Here is a 14,586-nt window from a genome sequence, read left to right as displayed (position 1 = left end):
CCCCTGCGGTCCCTCGCGGCCCGAGGCCCACCTCAGGGCCGTATCGCCTCCGGTCGAACCACCCGGGGCAGGACGGAGAACAAGCCGTGAAGACCCCGAGCCGCGCCGGCAGTGGGCTTTCCGCACCACCCGCGCCGAGAGCCACCCCTTCGCCATCCGCCGGCCGCAGAGGTCTGCTCACCCTCCTCGGAGTCGATCTGTGGGAGCGGTTCAGCTTCTTCGGCATGGCGGCGATCCTCGTCCTGTACCTCACCGCCCCTGCGGTCGACGGCGGCCTGGGGATGTCCCAGCAGACGGCCACCGCACTCTTCGCGACCTACATGTCCCTGAACTTCCTGGCCGGCCTCCCCGGGGGCTGGCTCGCCGACCGGGTCCTGGGCGCACGCCGGGCCGTGATGGCGGGCGGCACCCTCATCGCCTGCGGACACGCCGTACTCGCGGTCGCGGCCGCCCCCGCGCTGTACACCGGTCTGGCACTGATCGTCGTCGGCACGGGCCTGGTCAAGCCGTCCCTGGCCGCCATGGTCTCCGCGAGCAGCGGCACCGCCAAGCGGGAGGAGGCGTTCTCCCGCTTCTACATGTGCATCCAGGTCTCCGCACTGCTCGCCCCGGTCGTCACCGGATTCCTCGCGGAGAAGGTCACCTGGCACCTGGGGTTCGCCGCGGCCGCGTTCGGAATGGCGGCGGGCCTCGCGCAGTTCCGCATCGGTCTGCGCGTGCTCGACGGCATCGGCGGCGCCCCCAGCCGCCCCCTGACCCCCGTGGAGGCGCGCACGGCCGCCCGGCGCGCCGGCGCGGTGGTCCTGGCGGGCGCCGCCGCCGTGACCGCCGTCGTCCTCGGGGTCGTTCCGCTGCTCGCGATGCTGGCGCTCCTGGGCGCGGCCACGTTGTTCCTGCCCTTCCTCTACCTGCGTGCGCTGGGCCGCCGCAGCGCGGTCGGACGCCATCGGCGGACCGCCTTCACCGGCCTCATGACCGCCTCGGCGGCCTTCTGGATGATCTTCGCGCAGAGCGGCTCCGTCCTGTCTCTCTTCGCCGCGCACCACACGGACCGGGACGTACACGGCTTCACGGTCCCGGCGAGCTGGCTCCAGTCCGTGCACCCGTTGTTCATCCTGCTGCTGGCGCCTTTCCTGGGCCGGCTCCGCGCGGCGACGACCACCAAGTTCGCCGGTGCTCTGGCCGCGGCCGGTGCGAGTGTCTGCGTCATGGCGGTGGCCGCCCTGCTCGCTCGCTCCGGCGACGTCTCGATGGCCTGGCTGGTCACCGCCTACCTGCTGCTCTCCCTGGGCGAGATCGTGCTCGCCCCGGTCGGCCTGGCGCTGGCGGCAGCCGTCGCCCCACCCGGTTTCACCAACCGGTTCCTGGCGCTGAACGGCATGTTCGCCGCCGTCGGAGTCGTCCTCGGCGGACAGTTCTACCGTCTGACGGCCGTGGTGCCCCAGCCCGCGTACTTCCTGATGCTGGCCTGTGTCGCCTTCGCCGCCGGTGCGGCCGTGGCCGGCGCCGCCAAGCGGCTGAGTCCCCACCTGCCCGTCTGACCGGTACGGGTGTGCCGTGTGAAGGAGGACGCGGATGGAACCGTGTGAAGGAGGACGCGGATGGAGGCCGTACCGGGCTCGCGCAGGCGGCGCCGGAGCGGCGCGCTCACCCGCGAACAGATCATCGAGGCCGCCGTGGAGATCAGCGTCGCGGAGGGGCCGGGCGCCGTCACCTTCCGCGCCCTGGGCAGCCGCGTCGGTGTGGTGGCCAGCGCGCTCTATCGGTACTTCGCGGACAAGAACGACCTCATGGTCGCCCTCGGAGACCATGTCCTCGCCGAGGTGGCCGGACGTTTCGGTGCCGTCGGCGACTGGGAATCCGATCTGCGGCAACTGGCCTCGCTCACACGGGACATCGCCAGGCGTCATGCCTGTACCGTCGCGTGGCCCGGCCACCGCGACACCTGCGGTCCCGGTGGCCGGGCCGTGGCATCGACGGCCCTGCGCCTCCTCCTCGAAGCGGGCCTGACCCCGGAGCAGGCCCACCGTCACTTCGTCCTCCTGCGCCGCATGGTGACGGGGGTCCTCACCGCCGAGGCCATCGGTGAGTCGCAGGACTCGGAGACGCGGGACTCGGAGACGCGGGACTCGGAGAGGCGGCGCCGCGACGACACGGCCCTGGCGGCGCTGTACACCGACATCGCCCGCGACGAGCCACGCCTGTCCGGATTGCCTGCTCTGGTCGCGGAGGCCGCCCGCGAGGACTACTACGGACTCCAGCTCGACCTGCACATCGGAGCCATCCGCGCCGACGCGACGGGGAACACGGTCACCGGGTCGGCGGGTGGCCGGGACTGAGTGGAGCGCATGTCCGTACTCAGTCCCGGCCACGGCGAGCGCCTCCGGCAGAGCACGAAGCTGTTCCGCTACGGCGCCGGTCGCGCCGCCCTGGGACGCCCGTGCGCTGCTGAGACGCCGGGGAACACGGACTCCGAGCCCCGCACCCGTCCCACGCCTCCCAGGAACGGCCAGCCAGGCTGTGCCACGAGGTCGAGCAACCTCCGCCAGTCGATCGTCGTCCAGGACGAGGATCGCCAGGGGCGAGGCGGCGAGGGCCTCGCAGGCCACGCGCATGGCCTCCGGGCAGGTCTCAAGGGTGCCTCACCGACGACCCCGGTACCGTCCCGGACCTGCTGCGCCAGGCGCTGGACCGGCTCCCCGGCCCCGGCGGCGTGGACCCACGCGCTCTGAGCGACAAACTGGCCGCCCTGCTCACCTCCCACCCCCGGGCCATCGAGACGCAGGTGCTGGTCTGCCGGGTCATGGCCTTCCCGCGTGAACGCGTGGCGACCCTCGCGCTGCCCGACGGCCCCCAGGCCGCGGAGGCCGCCCGCGCCTGCTGCGAGGAACACCTGCGTGCATGGGGGCTGGACGAGGAAATCCGCTTCAACGGCCGGCTCATCGTCAGCGAGTTCGCCGGCAACGCGGTCCGCCACGGCTCCCCACCGGCCCGCCTCCGCCTCATCTTCGACCAGGCCCTCACCATCGAGGTCACCGACACGGGCGGCAACGCCCCGCTGCTGCGGCACGCGCAGGAAGGGGACGAGGGCGGAAGGGGGCTGTTCATCGTCTCCCAGCTCGCGGACCGGTGGGGGACCCGGTACGAGAGGGGGGCGGGAAGACGATCCGGGCGGAGGTGGATACGCCGGGGGAGGGCGATGAGGGAGGTGGCTGGCTTGGCAACTCCCCAAGTTGGACGCGGACTTGATCGGCCTAACCCAAAGGGAGCGCGTCCGTGTAACCGTTCGTGGGCCGGTGGACCTTCCTCAAGGTGTTCACGTCCAGGGCCACTTCGGCCGAGACGGTGCCGAGCGTGCCGTGGGGGTGCCAGGTGCCTGTCACCGTGACCCAGGTGTCGGGCTTCGGGGAGGGGGTGGTGCCGTAGACGCGGACCTTCACCGACTGGGCGTCCGCCGCACAGCAGTTGATGATCAGGCGGGTCAAGTACCAGCCGCCGCCTGGGCCTGCGGGGGTGGCGAAGCCTGTCAGCTGTACGGTCCTGGTGCGGATCGCCCCGGTGCGGTCCGCGCGTACGCGGTCCGTGAAGTCGCCCAGGGTGAGGCGGAGGGGGGAGGCCGCGGGGAGGGGGTCGAAGTCCTCGGACCTGGTGCTGGTGGACTTCGGGGCTTCCCGTGCCGCCGTGTACGCGCCGAGCGAGGGTGGGGCCCAGAGGGCGAGGCTGAGGACGGGGAGGAACAGGAGCCAGGCGGTGCGGGGCGGGGGGTGGCCGTCGTGGCGGGTCCGGCGGTACCAGGACCAAGCCTCCGCGAGGCCGAGGGCCAGCAGTACGGCGCCGGAGGCGATCAGCAGGGGGCGCATGCCCGCCTTGACGTAGCGCAGATACAGGTCGGAGAACAGCGAAACCCGCAGCAGCGCAAGGCCGCTGAGGACGAGCAACGCCGCCTGGCCGGGCCGTCTCACAGCAGTACCCCTCCGGTCACCGCGCTGCACACGATCGCCACGAGCGCCGTCGCGGCGGAGAACCGTACGGCGAAGGCCCGCCCGAACGTCCCCGCCTGCAAGGCGATCAGCTTCAGGTCGACCATCGGGCCGACCACCATGAACGTCAGCCGTGCCACCGGCGAGAAGCCGGTCAGCGAGGCCGCCACGAACGCGTCGGCCTCCGAGCACACCGCCAGCACGACGGCCAGCCCGGCCAGGAACGGCACCGACAGCCAGGCCGAGCCGGTGAACGCGTCGAGCACGGAGGACGGTACGGCAACGTTGAAGGTGGCCGCCGCCAGCGCGCCCACCACGAGAAACCCGCCCGCATGCAGGAAGTCGTGCTGGAAGCCGCCCCGGAACTCCGCCCAACGGCTGCGCCCGTGCCGGTGCCCGGTGTGCCGCACGGCCGGCCGCAGCCACTCCGCCTTGCCCCGCCAGAGCCACAGCCAGCCCATCAGGGCCGCGACGACGAGCGAGGCCAGCAGACGGGCCAGCACCATCATGGGCTGACCGGGGAAGGCGACGGCCGTCGCGGTCAGCACGATCGGGTTCACGGCCGGGGCCGACAGCAGGAACGCGAACGCCGCCGCCGGCTCGACTCCGCGCCCGATCAGACTGTTGGCCACCGGCACCGACGCACACTCACACCCCGGCAGCACCACCCCGGCGACCCCCGCCACCGGCACGGCCAGCGCGGCCCGCTTCGGCAGCAGCCGGGTGAACACGGACGCCGGCACGAACGCGTTGATCGCCCCGGACAGCGCCGTACCGAGCAGCATGAACGGCATCGCCTGCAGAAACACGGCGAGCGCGACGGTCCGCCACGCCTGTACAGCCGGGGCCTCCCCCCACCGCCCGACGAGGAACACCGCCGCGCCGGGAAGTACGGCGGCGCCGACCAGAATCCACGGCCAGTACCGCAGCCACCCGGCAGGGGTGGAAGCCGTCGGCACACGTTCCGCCGTTCCCTGCATCCGCCCACTCCTGCCGCTCGCCACTCTTCTGATCGGATCAACATAGCGACCGTGGTTTCCAGGACCGTCTTGAGGGCTGCCGGGGAGGGGTGGCGGCGTACGGTGGCGGGGTGGCAAACGATGATCTAGGGCGGACCCTGCGCCGTCTGCGGCGGCTGGCGTCCCTGACGCAGGAGGAGCTCGCCGACCGCTCCGACGTGTCTGTGGACGTGATCCGCCAGTTGGAACAGGGGCGAAAGCACTCCGCTCGTCTGCCCACGCTGCATGCGCTGGCCAACGGCCTCGGCGTGGAGCTGACCACCCTGCTGGGCGACCCGCCCGCCGTTTCCTCCGGGGAGAACGACGGACCGCGTTTCGTGGCGATGCGGCGCGCGGTCATGCCGGTGCTGTGGGGGCCGGAACCCGCCCCGCCGACGGCCGACTTCTCCCTCGACCGGCTGCGTGAGCAGATCGCGGACGGGTGGACGCAGTACCACTCCGCCGAGTTCGACACGGTGATGAAGGCGTTGCCGGACCTGATCTCGGACGCGCGCACGGCGACGGCCTCGGAGGACGGGGACGATCGCAAGGGCGGTTTCGCCGTCCTGGCCAAGGCACTTCAGCTTGCCGGGCACGTCGCCGTACGTATGGGCAAGACGGATCTCGCCCTGACGAGCCTGGAGCGTGCCATAGGAGCCGCCGGGCAGTCCGGTGACCCGCTGCTGGTCCCGATGATCGTCAACTCCGTGGCGTGGACCTACCAGCGGCAGGGACGCCTTGACGACGCCCTGAGCATCGCTCTCCGCGCCGCCGCCGACATGGGCTGTACCCACACGGCCGACGGCCCGAAGGTGTGGGGCGCGCTCACCATGAGTGCCGCCACCTCGGCCGCTAGGAGCGGTGACTACGAACGTGCGGCGGCGATGATGGAGACAGCGGAGAAGGAGGCCGCGCGGGTCTCCAAGCTTCCCGACGCCGGTGACAACCGCATGGTCAGCGTCTTCAGCCCGTCCTCCGTCCGCATCGAACGCGTCCGCCTCGCCGTTCAGTACGGCCACCCCCAGGACGCCCTCGCCTTGGCGAAGGGCATGCGGCTGAGCAAGGACACCCCACCGTCCTGGCGCACCTGGCTCCTCCTGGACGTGGCCCGAGCCCACACCGACACCGGCGACGCGCCCGGCGCGGTCAAGACCCTGGAGTCTTTGCGCCGGGTCGCCCCCACCTGGATGCAGCACCACACCCTGGCCGTAGCCATCGTCCGAGACCTCTGGTCCCTCCCCAACCACCCACCGGGACTGGCCTCGTTGGCGGAGTTCCTGGGCTACGCGAACAGCACGCCGAGAGCGGGGCCGTAAGGTCCCTGTCAGCGCTCCCGGCGTGCCGTTTCCACGAACGCCCGCTGCCTCGGCTGCCGCCCGCGCGGCCGGGGCCTCGGCCGGATATCACCCCGGAGAGGGACATCAGGTTTGTTCGCTGCGAGGCCGGACACCTGCCCGTAGAGCCCCTGGCGGTAGGCCGGATGTGGACCGCATCCACCTCCTGGGGCTGGATTGTGGAGGTGTCGTCTATGACCGCCGAGAACATCTGGAGCTACGGCCCGACCGCTGGGCACACGCCGGACGCTGACCTGAGCGGGTACAAGGTCGAGGCGCTGGACGGGCACATCGGCAAGGTCGACAAGCACTCGAACGACGTGGGCGAGCAGTACATCGTCGTGGACACCGGGGTGTGGATCTTCGGCAAGGAGGTGCTGCTGCCGGCCGGCACGATCACCGGGATCGACCACGAGGAGCAGAAGCTGCACGTGGCCCGGACCAAGGAGCAGATCAAGGACGCGCCCGAGTTCGACAAGGACAAGCATCTGGGGGACGCGTCCTACCGGGACCAGATCAGCGGTCACTACGGCCGGCACGGCTCGGGGCACTGACGCAGCGCTTCCGCGGGGATGTACAGGAACAGGGCCAGGCGGTCCGGGGAAGTGACCGCCGGGCCCTGCTCCTGTTCCCGCCCCTTCCGGACGGACGCAGCGCGTGGAGCGGTCATGCTCGTACGAGACCTCTACAGCCCTGTGGGCGTACATAATGATCGTGAGCGGGGCCGGCCGGTCCCGGTCACCACCCCGCTGGGAGGAACCGCGCCCGATGTTCGGCCTGAGTGAGATCGCCCTGCTCCTGCTCGTGTTGATCGCCGTTCTCGGTGTCAGGAAGCTGCCCGGACTCGTCCGCTCCGCCGGTCATGCCACCCGCGTCTTCAAGAGCGAGAGCAGGGCCCTGCGTACCCAGGACGCCCCGCCCGCCGCCGGACCCGTGGTCGAGGGCACCGTCCTGCCGCGCGACGAACGGACCTGAGTTCCCGGCCACTCAGCTGGCGAGGCACGGGGACGGAGGATGCGGTCCACCGCCCGGCGGGGGTGGTGCTGACGTCCTGCCGGGCCGGATGCGACGATCACCGTATGCCCGAGATACGACCCGCCCCCGCGCCCTGCCGGATCGTGGTGTGCCGGGACTGCTGCTGTGGAAGTCCCAAGGTGACCGGGATCGACCACACCGCGCAGACCGCCCGCCTCGCAGAGAGCGCGCCCGTACGCATCTCCGACTGCCTCGACGTGTGCGACCAGGCCAACGTGATCGTCGTCCAGCCCTCCGCCGCCGGACGCGCGGCCGGGGGCCGTCCGGTCTGGCTCGGCCTCGTCAACGACGCGGACGCCACCGAGGACATCCTCGGCTGGGTACAGGCCGGCGGGCCGGGCATCACGCCCCTCCCCGACATCCTCGGTCTGTATGCCTTCAAGCCGCCTGGGAGGCCGTAACTCGCGCACGAGTCAACAGAGTTGGGGGACGACTCTGGTCACCCGGTACCCCCTGTGCCACCCGGTGGAGGACTCACCGCGCCCCGGGACGGCTACTTGTGCTCCTCGTCCTCCGGCTCTCCGCCGACAGAGGTCGGGTCGGGTTCAGTGGGCGCGGTGCTGATCCGCAGACACCCGTCCGTGCCGAACAGCTCGATCAACTGCGACAAGTGGGCTCGGGCCGCGCTGCGGCAGGGGACCTCATCGCTCACTCGTGCGCCTCCAGCCTCGCCCACACGACCTTGCCCCAGTGCCGCTCATCGGTGCCCCAGTCGGCCGCCAGCTCCGCCACGAGGGCCAGTCCGCGCCCGCCCTCCTCGTCGTCCTTCGGCGTGCACAGCTCGGGCAGCGTGCGGGAGAAGTCCGCCACGGCGACCCGGACTGTGCGCGGCGTGGTGCGCTCCACCACTACACGGATGGATTCGCGCCGGGCGTGCCGAACGGCATTGGCCACTAACTCGGAGATCACCAGGGCGCCATTCTCTGCCGCCCCGTACAGGCCCCACGCGGTGCAGGCCGCGCGCACAAGGCGCCGGGCGGTGGCAGCGCTCTCGGGCCGGCGCGGCAAGGTCTCGCTGTACCCGGGATGCCCGGTCGGACGGCATGTGGTGGTCAAGGTCATCAGGACCCCTCGTCGGTCAGCGGGACGCGCAGCCCACTCGCTTCAAGGCGCGGGCTACTCGGAAGCCGCCGAGCTTTCCCTTCCGGTGGCGTTCCGTACTCAGTGAACGACGGACTGTGAATACTCGTGAGGAAAATTCCGACCCTCATGAAATGCGGGCAACCGGAAACTTCGCGCCCGCTTCGGCGCGGCGATCTCATGATCTCGCTACCTTGAGGCTGTGGACGAGAACAGGCGCTTAGCGGATTCGCTCACAGAAGCCGGGCTGACTCAGGTGGAGTTGGGTGAGCTGGTGAACGAGCATCTGCGGAAGCGTGGCAGGGAGGGCACCGTGGGCGATCGCACGGTGCGCAACTGGCTGAGCGGAAGGACTCGTTGGCCCCACCCACGGCAGAGGGAAGCCCTGGAGGCAGTATTCGACCGTACCGCCGAAGAACTGGGCTTTGTTCCTCCAACGAGCCGACGAAGCCCTACCAGGACGGAGGACTCTGTGCACCGCAGGAATTTCCTCACCGCCGCCACCGGCACGGCTGCCGTTGTGTCCTTGGTCGCCACCCGGCCGTATGCGGTCGGTACCACCGATGTGATCCGGCTTCGAAGCGGCCTGGACGGCCTGACGGCACTGGATGCCTCCAGAGGTGGTCACGAGGCTCTGGAGCGTGCCGCTCTCACAGGCGCCGCCGAAGCCCTTGAGCTACAGAAGCGGTCTGCCTCCCAACGCGTGCGGCTGCGGTTGTATGGCCTCGCCGCCGAGTACACGGCCGCCGCCGCCTGGTCGGCCGTGGATGCCAGGCAGCGCGACCGTGCCCGGAACCATCTCAACCGCGCACTGCACCTGGCCGGGCTGGGGGCCGCCGCTGAGGCTGAAATTCGCGTGTGGAACTCCCACGCCATGCTGGCCCGCCAAGGTCAGCACTTCGCCGAAGCCGTGCATGCCGCACAAGCGGCGCAGGCCACCCGTGCCGCGCGCCGAGACCCGCTGTTCGCCTCCCTCGCACACGCTCGCACGGCCATCGGGCACGCAGCGTCCGGGGACCGACAGGCCGCCTTGCGGTCGCTGGGGTACGCCGAAGAAGCGCTGACGAACGCGGCTGTGGACAGCCGGCGCCCCGCCTGGGTCACGTTCTACGGCCCCGCCGAGCTGCTGGCCATCACTTCCTACGTCCGGGACGATATCGGGGACGCGGCAGGCGCCGAGGCGGCTTCCCATCGCGCCCTCGCCGCTCTTCCTCAAGAGTTTCGGCGGAACCGCGCGCTGGCTACCCTCCAACTCGCCTTGACCCAGCTCCACCAGCGCGACGTGGACCAGGCGTGCGCCACAGCAGACCAGGTGTTCACGCTGATGCGTGGCAATACCCTGCCCGGCCGGATGCGCTCCTGCCTGGGGGACTTCATCCGGGACTTGACCACCCTCGCGCCGGGCTCCAGCACCGCGCGCGAATGGGAAGACCGCTACCGATCCGAATGGAGCCGAGCCCGATGACCTCATCCCTGACGCTGCGTCACTACACCCATGAGGATCTCCCGGAGATCCGACAGACGTTGATCGACGTGCAGCGGGACGTGTACGCCGATGTGATCGAGGACGATGAGTTCCGGCAGAAGTTCCCGTGGTTCGTGGACCATTGGGGTGGCAACCCAGGGTTCTCGTGCGTGATCGCATACGACGGGCACGAGCCGGTCGGCTTCACGTACGGCGCCCCCGGAGCGGAGGGTCGGGAGTGGTGGCGCGAGCATCTGGACCCGGCACCGGAGAAGTCGCGCACCTTCCACTTTTCCGAGCTGCAAGTACGCCCGCAATGGCGGAAGACGGGTACGGCGGAGCGGCTGCACAGGGCGTTGATGGACTCCCGTGACGAAGCCTTGGCCGCACTGCTCGTGGATGTGAACCATCCGAAGGTACAGGCGCTCTACGAGTCCTGGGGATACCGGAAGGTCGCTGAGGACCAGCCGTTTCCCGACTCCCCGGTGTTCGCGGTGATGCTCTTGGACCTTCCGCTGCACTGAGACGTGTGGCCCCACCCCCGCAGCCACTGCGACGGCCTCGCCCTACCTGGGGCGGGGCCTGCCGACGCCGCCGGATTCGCCGTACCCGCCACCCGCGCAGGCCAATCGTCTCCTCCCACCGCTCATGCCGGTGATCTTCGGCTGCGTACGGTGGCCCGGGCTGCCGGACAGCCTCGCGCCCGCCGCCCGCGAGGACGCTTTTTGATCCGGTCTTCGTGTCAGCTCCCCACGCCCTACCGCGCCGGCCCGCGCCGAAGGTCACGGCCGGTGATGTGGCCCCCTTCGCACCGCGGGATCGCCGCGATCCTGTCGGATCTCAGCGACCGCACGGCACGGGATGTGGGCGCCGGCACCTGCCCCGGTGACGTCAACTCTCTCACCTCGGCGGCCTCGTCCACGGCGCAATCGTGCAGGCCGCCGGGGCGCACGGCATCGACACAGCCGTGCTGCGCGCCGCCGAGGGGCCGGCCCGGCGCGCCGTCGGACTCGGCCACGGGGCGGTCGGGCTCAGCAGGATGGCCGAGGGGCCGGGGCGGCGGTGCGGCGGGGCAGGCACCGAGGTCCGGCCCGGCTGACCCATGCGCTGGCGGACGTTCAGCCCGTGCGTACCTCCGCCAGGGTCACCGGCCGGTGTTCGCGCAGCGAGAGCGTGCACGCCTCCGCGATCCAGCCCGCCTCCAGGGCCTCCGCGACCGTGCACGGGGAGGGCCGGGTGCCGGCCACCACCTCGGTGAAGGCGGTGAGTTCGGCGCGGTAGGCGTCGGCGAAGCGGTCGATGAAGAAGTCGTGCGGGGTGCCCGGGGGGAAGGTGACGCCGGGCTCGGCCGAGCGGAGCGGCAGCCGGTCGTCCAGGCCGACGCAGAGGGAGTCCTCGAAGCCGAGCAGTTCCATGCGCACATCGTGACCCCGCGCGTTGTGGCGGGAGTTGGAGACCACCGCGAGGGTGCCGTCGTCCAGCGTCAGTACCGCGCTCGTGGTGTCCGCGTCGCCCGCCTCCGCGATGTACGCGGCCCCCCGGTTGCCGCCGGCCGCGTACACCTCGGTCACCTCGCGGCCGGTCACCCAGCGGACCATGTCGAAGTCGTGCACCGAGCAGTCCCGGAAGATGCCGCCGGACGCGGCGACGTACGCGGCCGGTGGCGGGGCCGGGTCCAGGGTGGTGGAGCGCACCGTGTGCAGCCTGCCCAGCTCCCCGGAGCGGACGGCGGCCCGTGCTGCCATGAAGCCCGCGTCGAAGCGCCGGTTGAAGCCGATCTGGACCGGCACCCCGCCCTCCCGCACGGCGTCCAGCACCGCCACGCCCGCCGCGATCGTGCGGGCCACCGGCTTCTCGCAGAACACCGGCACGCCCGCCGCGACGCCGGCCCGGAGCAGCGCCGGGTGGGCGTCGGTGGTGGCCGCGATCACCAGCCCGTCCACCCCGGCCGCGAGCAGCGCCTCGGGGGAGTCCGCGACCTGGGCCCCGTACCGCTCGGCGGCAGCCTTCGCCGCGTCCGCGACCGGATCGGCGACGACCAGGGAGGTGACGGCGTCCAGAGCGGACAGGGTCCCGGCGTGGAAGGCGCCGATGCGGCCGAGGCCGAGAATTCCGATACGCATGTGCTCAAGTGCTCCTCACGTGTGCTGTGACCGGGCCCCGCGCTTCAGCTCACCGGCAGGTCCACCCACCCCCGGTCCGCCGCCGACACCGTGATCGCGTCCAGCACGGCGGCAGCGCGCACCGCGTCCGCGAGCGTGGCACCGTACGGCTTGCCCTCCGCGACCGAGCGGAGGAACCGGTACGCCTCGATGACCTTCAGGTCGTCGTAGCCCATCGCGTTGGCCGCGCCGGGCTGGAACGCGGCGAACTCGCCGTCGCCCGGACCGACGTACACCGTGCTCACCGGCTGGTCCTGGTACAGGCCGCCCCGGCTGACGCGGAGTTCGTTCATCCGGCGGAAGTCCCAGCACACCGCGCCCTCGGTGCCGTGCACCTCGAAGCCGTAGGCGTTCTGCTCGCCGACCGAGACCCGGCACGCCTCCAGCACGCCACGGGCTCCGGAGGCGAAGCGCAGCAGGCAGCTGACGTAGTCCTCGTTCTCGACCGGGCCGCGCTCGCCGCCCGCCGCGCGGGTGTGCCCGGCGGTGGCACCGGCGGGCCGGGGCCGCTCCGGGACGAACACCGCCGTGTCGGCGGCCAGCGACGCGATGTCCCCGAGCAGGTAGTACGCGAGGTCGGCGCCGTGCGACGCGAGGTCGCCCAGCACCCCGCTGCCGCCCCGGTCCCGCTCGTACCGCCAGGTCAGGGCACCGTCCGGGTGAGCCGCGTAGTCGCTGAACAGCCGGACGCGGGCGTGCGTGATCCGGCCGATCCCACCTGAGGCGATCAGCTCGCGGGCGGACTCCACCGCGGGCGCGTTGCGGTAGTTGAAGCCGACCGCGCCCTGGACACCCGCCCCGGCGACCGCGTCCGCGACCGCGCGGGCGTCCGCTCCGCTCAGCCCGACCGGCTTCTCGATCCAGAGGTGCTTGCCCGCCTCCGCCATGGCCACGCCGATCTCGCGGTGCAGGAAGTTCGGAACGGTGACGCTGACCGCGTGCACGCGGGGGTCGGCGGCGACCTCGCGCCAGTCACGGGTGGCGGTGGCGAACCCGTACCGCTCGGCCGCCTCCTCCGCGCGCCCCGGCACCTCCTCGGCGACGCTCACCAGCTTGGGGCGCAGGGGCAGCCGGGGGTAGTGGTGCGGCAGGCGGGCGTACGCCCGGGTGTGCACCCGGCCCATCCAGCCGAAACCGACGACGGCGACACCCAGCGCATCCACCATGACAGCCCTTCTCCGGACCAGTTCCACCTCTGCCCGGCCCACCTTTGTGCGGACAAATGCCGGGTGTCAACCCTGGTGCGCGCCCCCGACCGGTGCACACCGGCGTGCGGGGGCCAGGGGTCCGGGTGATCGTGGGAGGCATGGCTGCTGACCCGACGGCGGAGACCGGCGCACCCCGGCCGCTGCGCGACACCCGCGAGTCCGTCCTGTTCGGCGGGGTGTACGGCGCCGTCCTGGCCAGCTCCCTGGTCGCCGCGCTCACCCAGCACGGGCACAGCTCGGCGGCATCCCGCCGCTACGACGCCCTGTGGGTCTTGGTCACCGCGTTCGCCTCCGCCTTCGCCCACGGCTACGCCCACCATGTCGCCGAGCGCGCGCCCCGGCGCCGGGGCGAGGCGCTGCGCGCCCTCCGCGACGAGTGGCCGCTCGTGCTGGCCACCCTGCCGACCGTGTTCCTGCTGGCGGGCGCGGGCTGGGGGTGGTGGCCGCCGGGCGAGGTCGAGTACCCCGCGCTCTATCTCAACATCGCCGTCCTCTTCGCCCTCGGCCTCGTCACCGCCCGCTGGGCCACCCGCCGCTGGCCCGCCGCGATCCTCACCGGCCTCGCGGACGCCCTGCTCGGCTTCGTGGTGGTCGTCGCCAACGCCCTCATCAAGTGACACGTCGGTACGGGCACCAGCGCGGGTGCGGTAGGGTTGACCAGCGTGATCGCGCGGAACATTCCGCCGGGATCGTCTCGGGACGTGGCGCAGCTTGGTAGCGCACTTGACTGGGGGTCAAGGGGTCGCAGGTTCAAATCCTGTCGTCCCGACTGGAGACAGTCGCAGGTCAGGGCCGGTTTCGGAGACATCCGGAACCGGCCCTCGATCATTCTTGGGGACCAGGCGGGGACCGGCGTCACCGGGCGGCGCGGCTCCGGAGAACGAGCGCCCGCTGTGGCCGGTGGTCCGGGCGCTCGCCTGACGAGGGCGAGGCGGAGGAGTGACCGCTGGGCCTACGTCACCGCGGTCAGCGTCGCGTAGACCACGACGTTGCTCCGATAGCCGGTGCCCTTGACGTAACGGCCGCCGCAGGTGATCAACCGGAGTTCGGGCCGGCCGGTACTGCCGTACACCTTCTCGTCGGGGAAGTTCTTCCGGTCGTACAGCTCGACGGCGCGGACGGTGAAGACCGCTCTCCGCCGGTCCGCCCGGCTGATCTCGATGGTCGCGCCCTCGGTCAGGTCGCCGAGATCGTAGAAGACGCCGGGATCGCCGGTGGGAGTGTCCACGTGCCCGGTGGCGATGGCGGTTCCGGCCGAGCCGGGAGCCGTGCCGTCGCCGTACCAGCCGGCGACGCCGGGGCTCGACGCGGCCGGGGCCCGCAG

17 protein-coding genes, 1 tRNA gene and 1 pseudogene are annotated in these 14,586 nt (G+C 71.7%); 12 read left to right on the top strand and 7 right to left on the bottom strand.

Going from position 1 to position 14,586, the window contains the following annotated elements:
- Window positions 1-86 precede the first annotated feature (86 nt).
- From ACFWN1_RS24790 to ACFWN1_RS24780, 3 genes and pseudogenes are all read left to right on the top strand, one after another.
- Window positions 87-1,541 (top strand): peptide MFS transporter, encoded by a 1,455-nt coding sequence (locus ACFWN1_RS24790; protein ID WP_384365937.1) that lies wholly within the window; start codon window positions 87-89, stop codon window positions 1,539-1,541.
- Between the two features lie 60 nt (window positions 1,542-1,601).
- On the top strand, window positions 1,602-2,339 hold the full coding sequence (locus tag ACFWN1_RS24785) for a TetR/AcrR family transcriptional regulator (protein ID WP_384365934.1): 738 nt from the start codon (window positions 1,602-1,604) through the stop codon (window positions 2,337-2,339).
- Between the two features lie 464 nt (window positions 2,340-2,803).
- Window positions 2,804-3,142, top strand: a pseudogene (locus ACFWN1_RS24780) (ATP-binding protein); the annotation flags it as partial.
- Window positions 3,143-3,254: 112 nt separating this feature from the next.
- Here ACFWN1_RS24780 and ACFWN1_RS24775 read toward each other — a convergent pair.
- Window positions 3,255-3,962, bottom strand: a complete 708-nt coding sequence (locus tag ACFWN1_RS24775; protein ID WP_384365931.1) for a TIGR03943 family putative permease subunit — start codon at window positions 3,960-3,962, stop codon at window positions 3,255-3,257.
- Window positions 3,959-4,960: a permease gene (locus ACFWN1_RS24770; RefSeq protein WP_384365928.1), complete on the bottom strand. Its 1,002-nt coding sequence runs from the start codon at window positions 4,958-4,960 to the stop codon at window positions 3,959-3,961. The genes ACFWN1_RS24775 and ACFWN1_RS24770 overlap by 4 nt, the downstream gene beginning before the upstream one ends.
- A 110-nt stretch (window positions 4,961-5,070) precedes the next feature.
- Here ACFWN1_RS24770 and ACFWN1_RS24765 point away from each other — a divergent pair, with 110 nt between their 5' ends.
- The 4 genes from ACFWN1_RS24765 (at window position 5,071) to ACFWN1_RS24750 (ending at window position 7,748) form a co-directional block, all read left to right on the top strand.
- Window positions 5,071-6,294 (top strand): helix-turn-helix domain-containing protein, encoded by a 1,224-nt coding sequence (locus ACFWN1_RS24765; protein WP_384365925.1) that lies wholly within the window; start codon window positions 5,071-5,073, stop codon window positions 6,292-6,294.
- A gap of 212 nt (window positions 6,295-6,506) precedes the next feature.
- A complete protein-coding gene (locus tag ACFWN1_RS24760; protein ID WP_384365922.1) occupies window positions 6,507-6,866 on the top strand; it encodes a PRC-barrel domain containing protein in 360 nt (119 codons plus the stop codon).
- A gap of 214 nt (window positions 6,867-7,080) precedes the next feature.
- Window positions 7,081-7,287: a twin-arginine translocase TatA/TatE family subunit gene (locus ACFWN1_RS24755; RefSeq protein WP_384365919.1), complete on the top strand. Its 207-nt coding sequence runs from the start codon at window positions 7,081-7,083 to the stop codon at window positions 7,285-7,287.
- A gap of 104 nt (window positions 7,288-7,391) precedes the next feature.
- Complete coding sequence (locus ACFWN1_RS24750) at window positions 7,392-7,748, top strand: hypothetical protein (protein WP_384365916.1); 357 nt, start codon at window positions 7,392-7,394, stop codon at window positions 7,746-7,748.
- 92 nt (window positions 7,749-7,840) lie between these two features.
- Here the strand turns inward: ACFWN1_RS24750 and ACFWN1_RS24745 are convergent, their stop codons facing one another.
- Window positions 7,841-7,999, bottom strand: coding sequence for a hypothetical protein (locus tag ACFWN1_RS24745; protein WP_384365913.1), 159 nt, complete (start codon window positions 7,997-7,999; stop codon window positions 7,841-7,843).
- Window positions 7,996-8,409 (bottom strand): ATP-binding protein, encoded by a 414-nt coding sequence (locus ACFWN1_RS24740; protein ID WP_384365910.1) that lies wholly within the window; start codon window positions 8,407-8,409, stop codon window positions 7,996-7,998. The genes ACFWN1_RS24745 and ACFWN1_RS24740 overlap by 4 nt, the downstream gene beginning before the upstream one ends.
- Window positions 8,410-8,629: 220 nt before the next feature.
- Between ACFWN1_RS24740 and ACFWN1_RS24735 the strand changes: the two genes are divergently transcribed.
- From ACFWN1_RS24735 to ACFWN1_RS24725, 3 genes are all read left to right on the top strand, one after another.
- Entirely contained in the window at window positions 8,630-9,892 is a 1,263-nt protein-coding gene (locus ACFWN1_RS24735; protein WP_384365907.1) for an XRE family transcriptional regulator, read from the top strand.
- Window positions 9,889-10,416 carry a GNAT family N-acetyltransferase gene (locus ACFWN1_RS24730; protein WP_384365905.1) on the top strand — a complete coding sequence of 176 codons (528 nt, stop codon included), beginning with the start codon at window positions 9,889-9,891 and terminating at the stop codon, window positions 10,414-10,416. Before ACFWN1_RS24735 ends, ACFWN1_RS24730 begins: the two co-directional genes overlap by 4 nt.
- 407 nt (window positions 10,417-10,823) lie before the next feature.
- Window positions 10,824-10,991 (top strand): hypothetical protein, encoded by a 168-nt coding sequence (locus tag ACFWN1_RS24725; protein ID WP_384365902.1) that lies wholly within the window; start codon window positions 10,824-10,826, stop codon window positions 10,989-10,991.
- 19 nt (window positions 10,992-11,010) lie between these two features.
- On the opposite strand, the gene ACFWN1_RS24720 is transcribed toward ACFWN1_RS24725, so the two are convergent.
- Complete coding sequence (locus tag ACFWN1_RS24720; protein WP_384365899.1) at window positions 11,011-12,015, bottom strand: Gfo/Idh/MocA family oxidoreductase; 1,005 nt, start codon at window positions 12,013-12,015, stop codon at window positions 11,011-11,013.
- 44 nt (window positions 12,016-12,059) lie between these two features.
- Window positions 12,060-13,220 carry a Gfo/Idh/MocA family protein gene (locus ACFWN1_RS24715; protein WP_384365896.1) on the bottom strand — a complete coding sequence of 387 codons (1,161 nt, stop codon included), beginning with the start codon at window positions 13,218-13,220 and terminating at the stop codon, window positions 12,060-12,062.
- A gap of 140 nt (window positions 13,221-13,360) precedes the next feature.
- On the opposite strand from ACFWN1_RS24715, the gene ACFWN1_RS24710 reads away from it, so the two are divergent.
- The gene (locus ACFWN1_RS24710; protein WP_384365894.1) at window positions 13,361-13,879 is read left to right on the top strand and encodes a hypothetical protein; all 519 of its coding nucleotides are present in this window, start codon (window positions 13,361-13,363) and stop codon (window positions 13,877-13,879) included.
- Between the two features lie 78 nt (window positions 13,880-13,957).
- Window positions 13,958-14,031 (top strand) — tRNA-Pro (locus tag ACFWN1_RS24705).
- Between the two features lie 183 nt (window positions 14,032-14,214).
- Here ACFWN1_RS24705 and ACFWN1_RS24700 read toward each other — a convergent pair.
- Window positions 14,215-14,586 (bottom strand): sortase domain-bontaining protein (locus tag ACFWN1_RS24700; protein ID WP_384365891.1); only part of this gene is annotated, 372 nt, incomplete at its 5' end.

This window comes from Streptomyces sp. NPDC058459 (assembly GCF_042721685.1).
GTDB lineage: Bacteria > Actinomycetota > Actinomycetes > Streptomycetales > Streptomycetaceae > Streptomyces.
The sequence above is the reverse complement of the archived record's forward strand: the minus strand, read 5'-3'. Positions and strand labels throughout refer to the sequence as shown.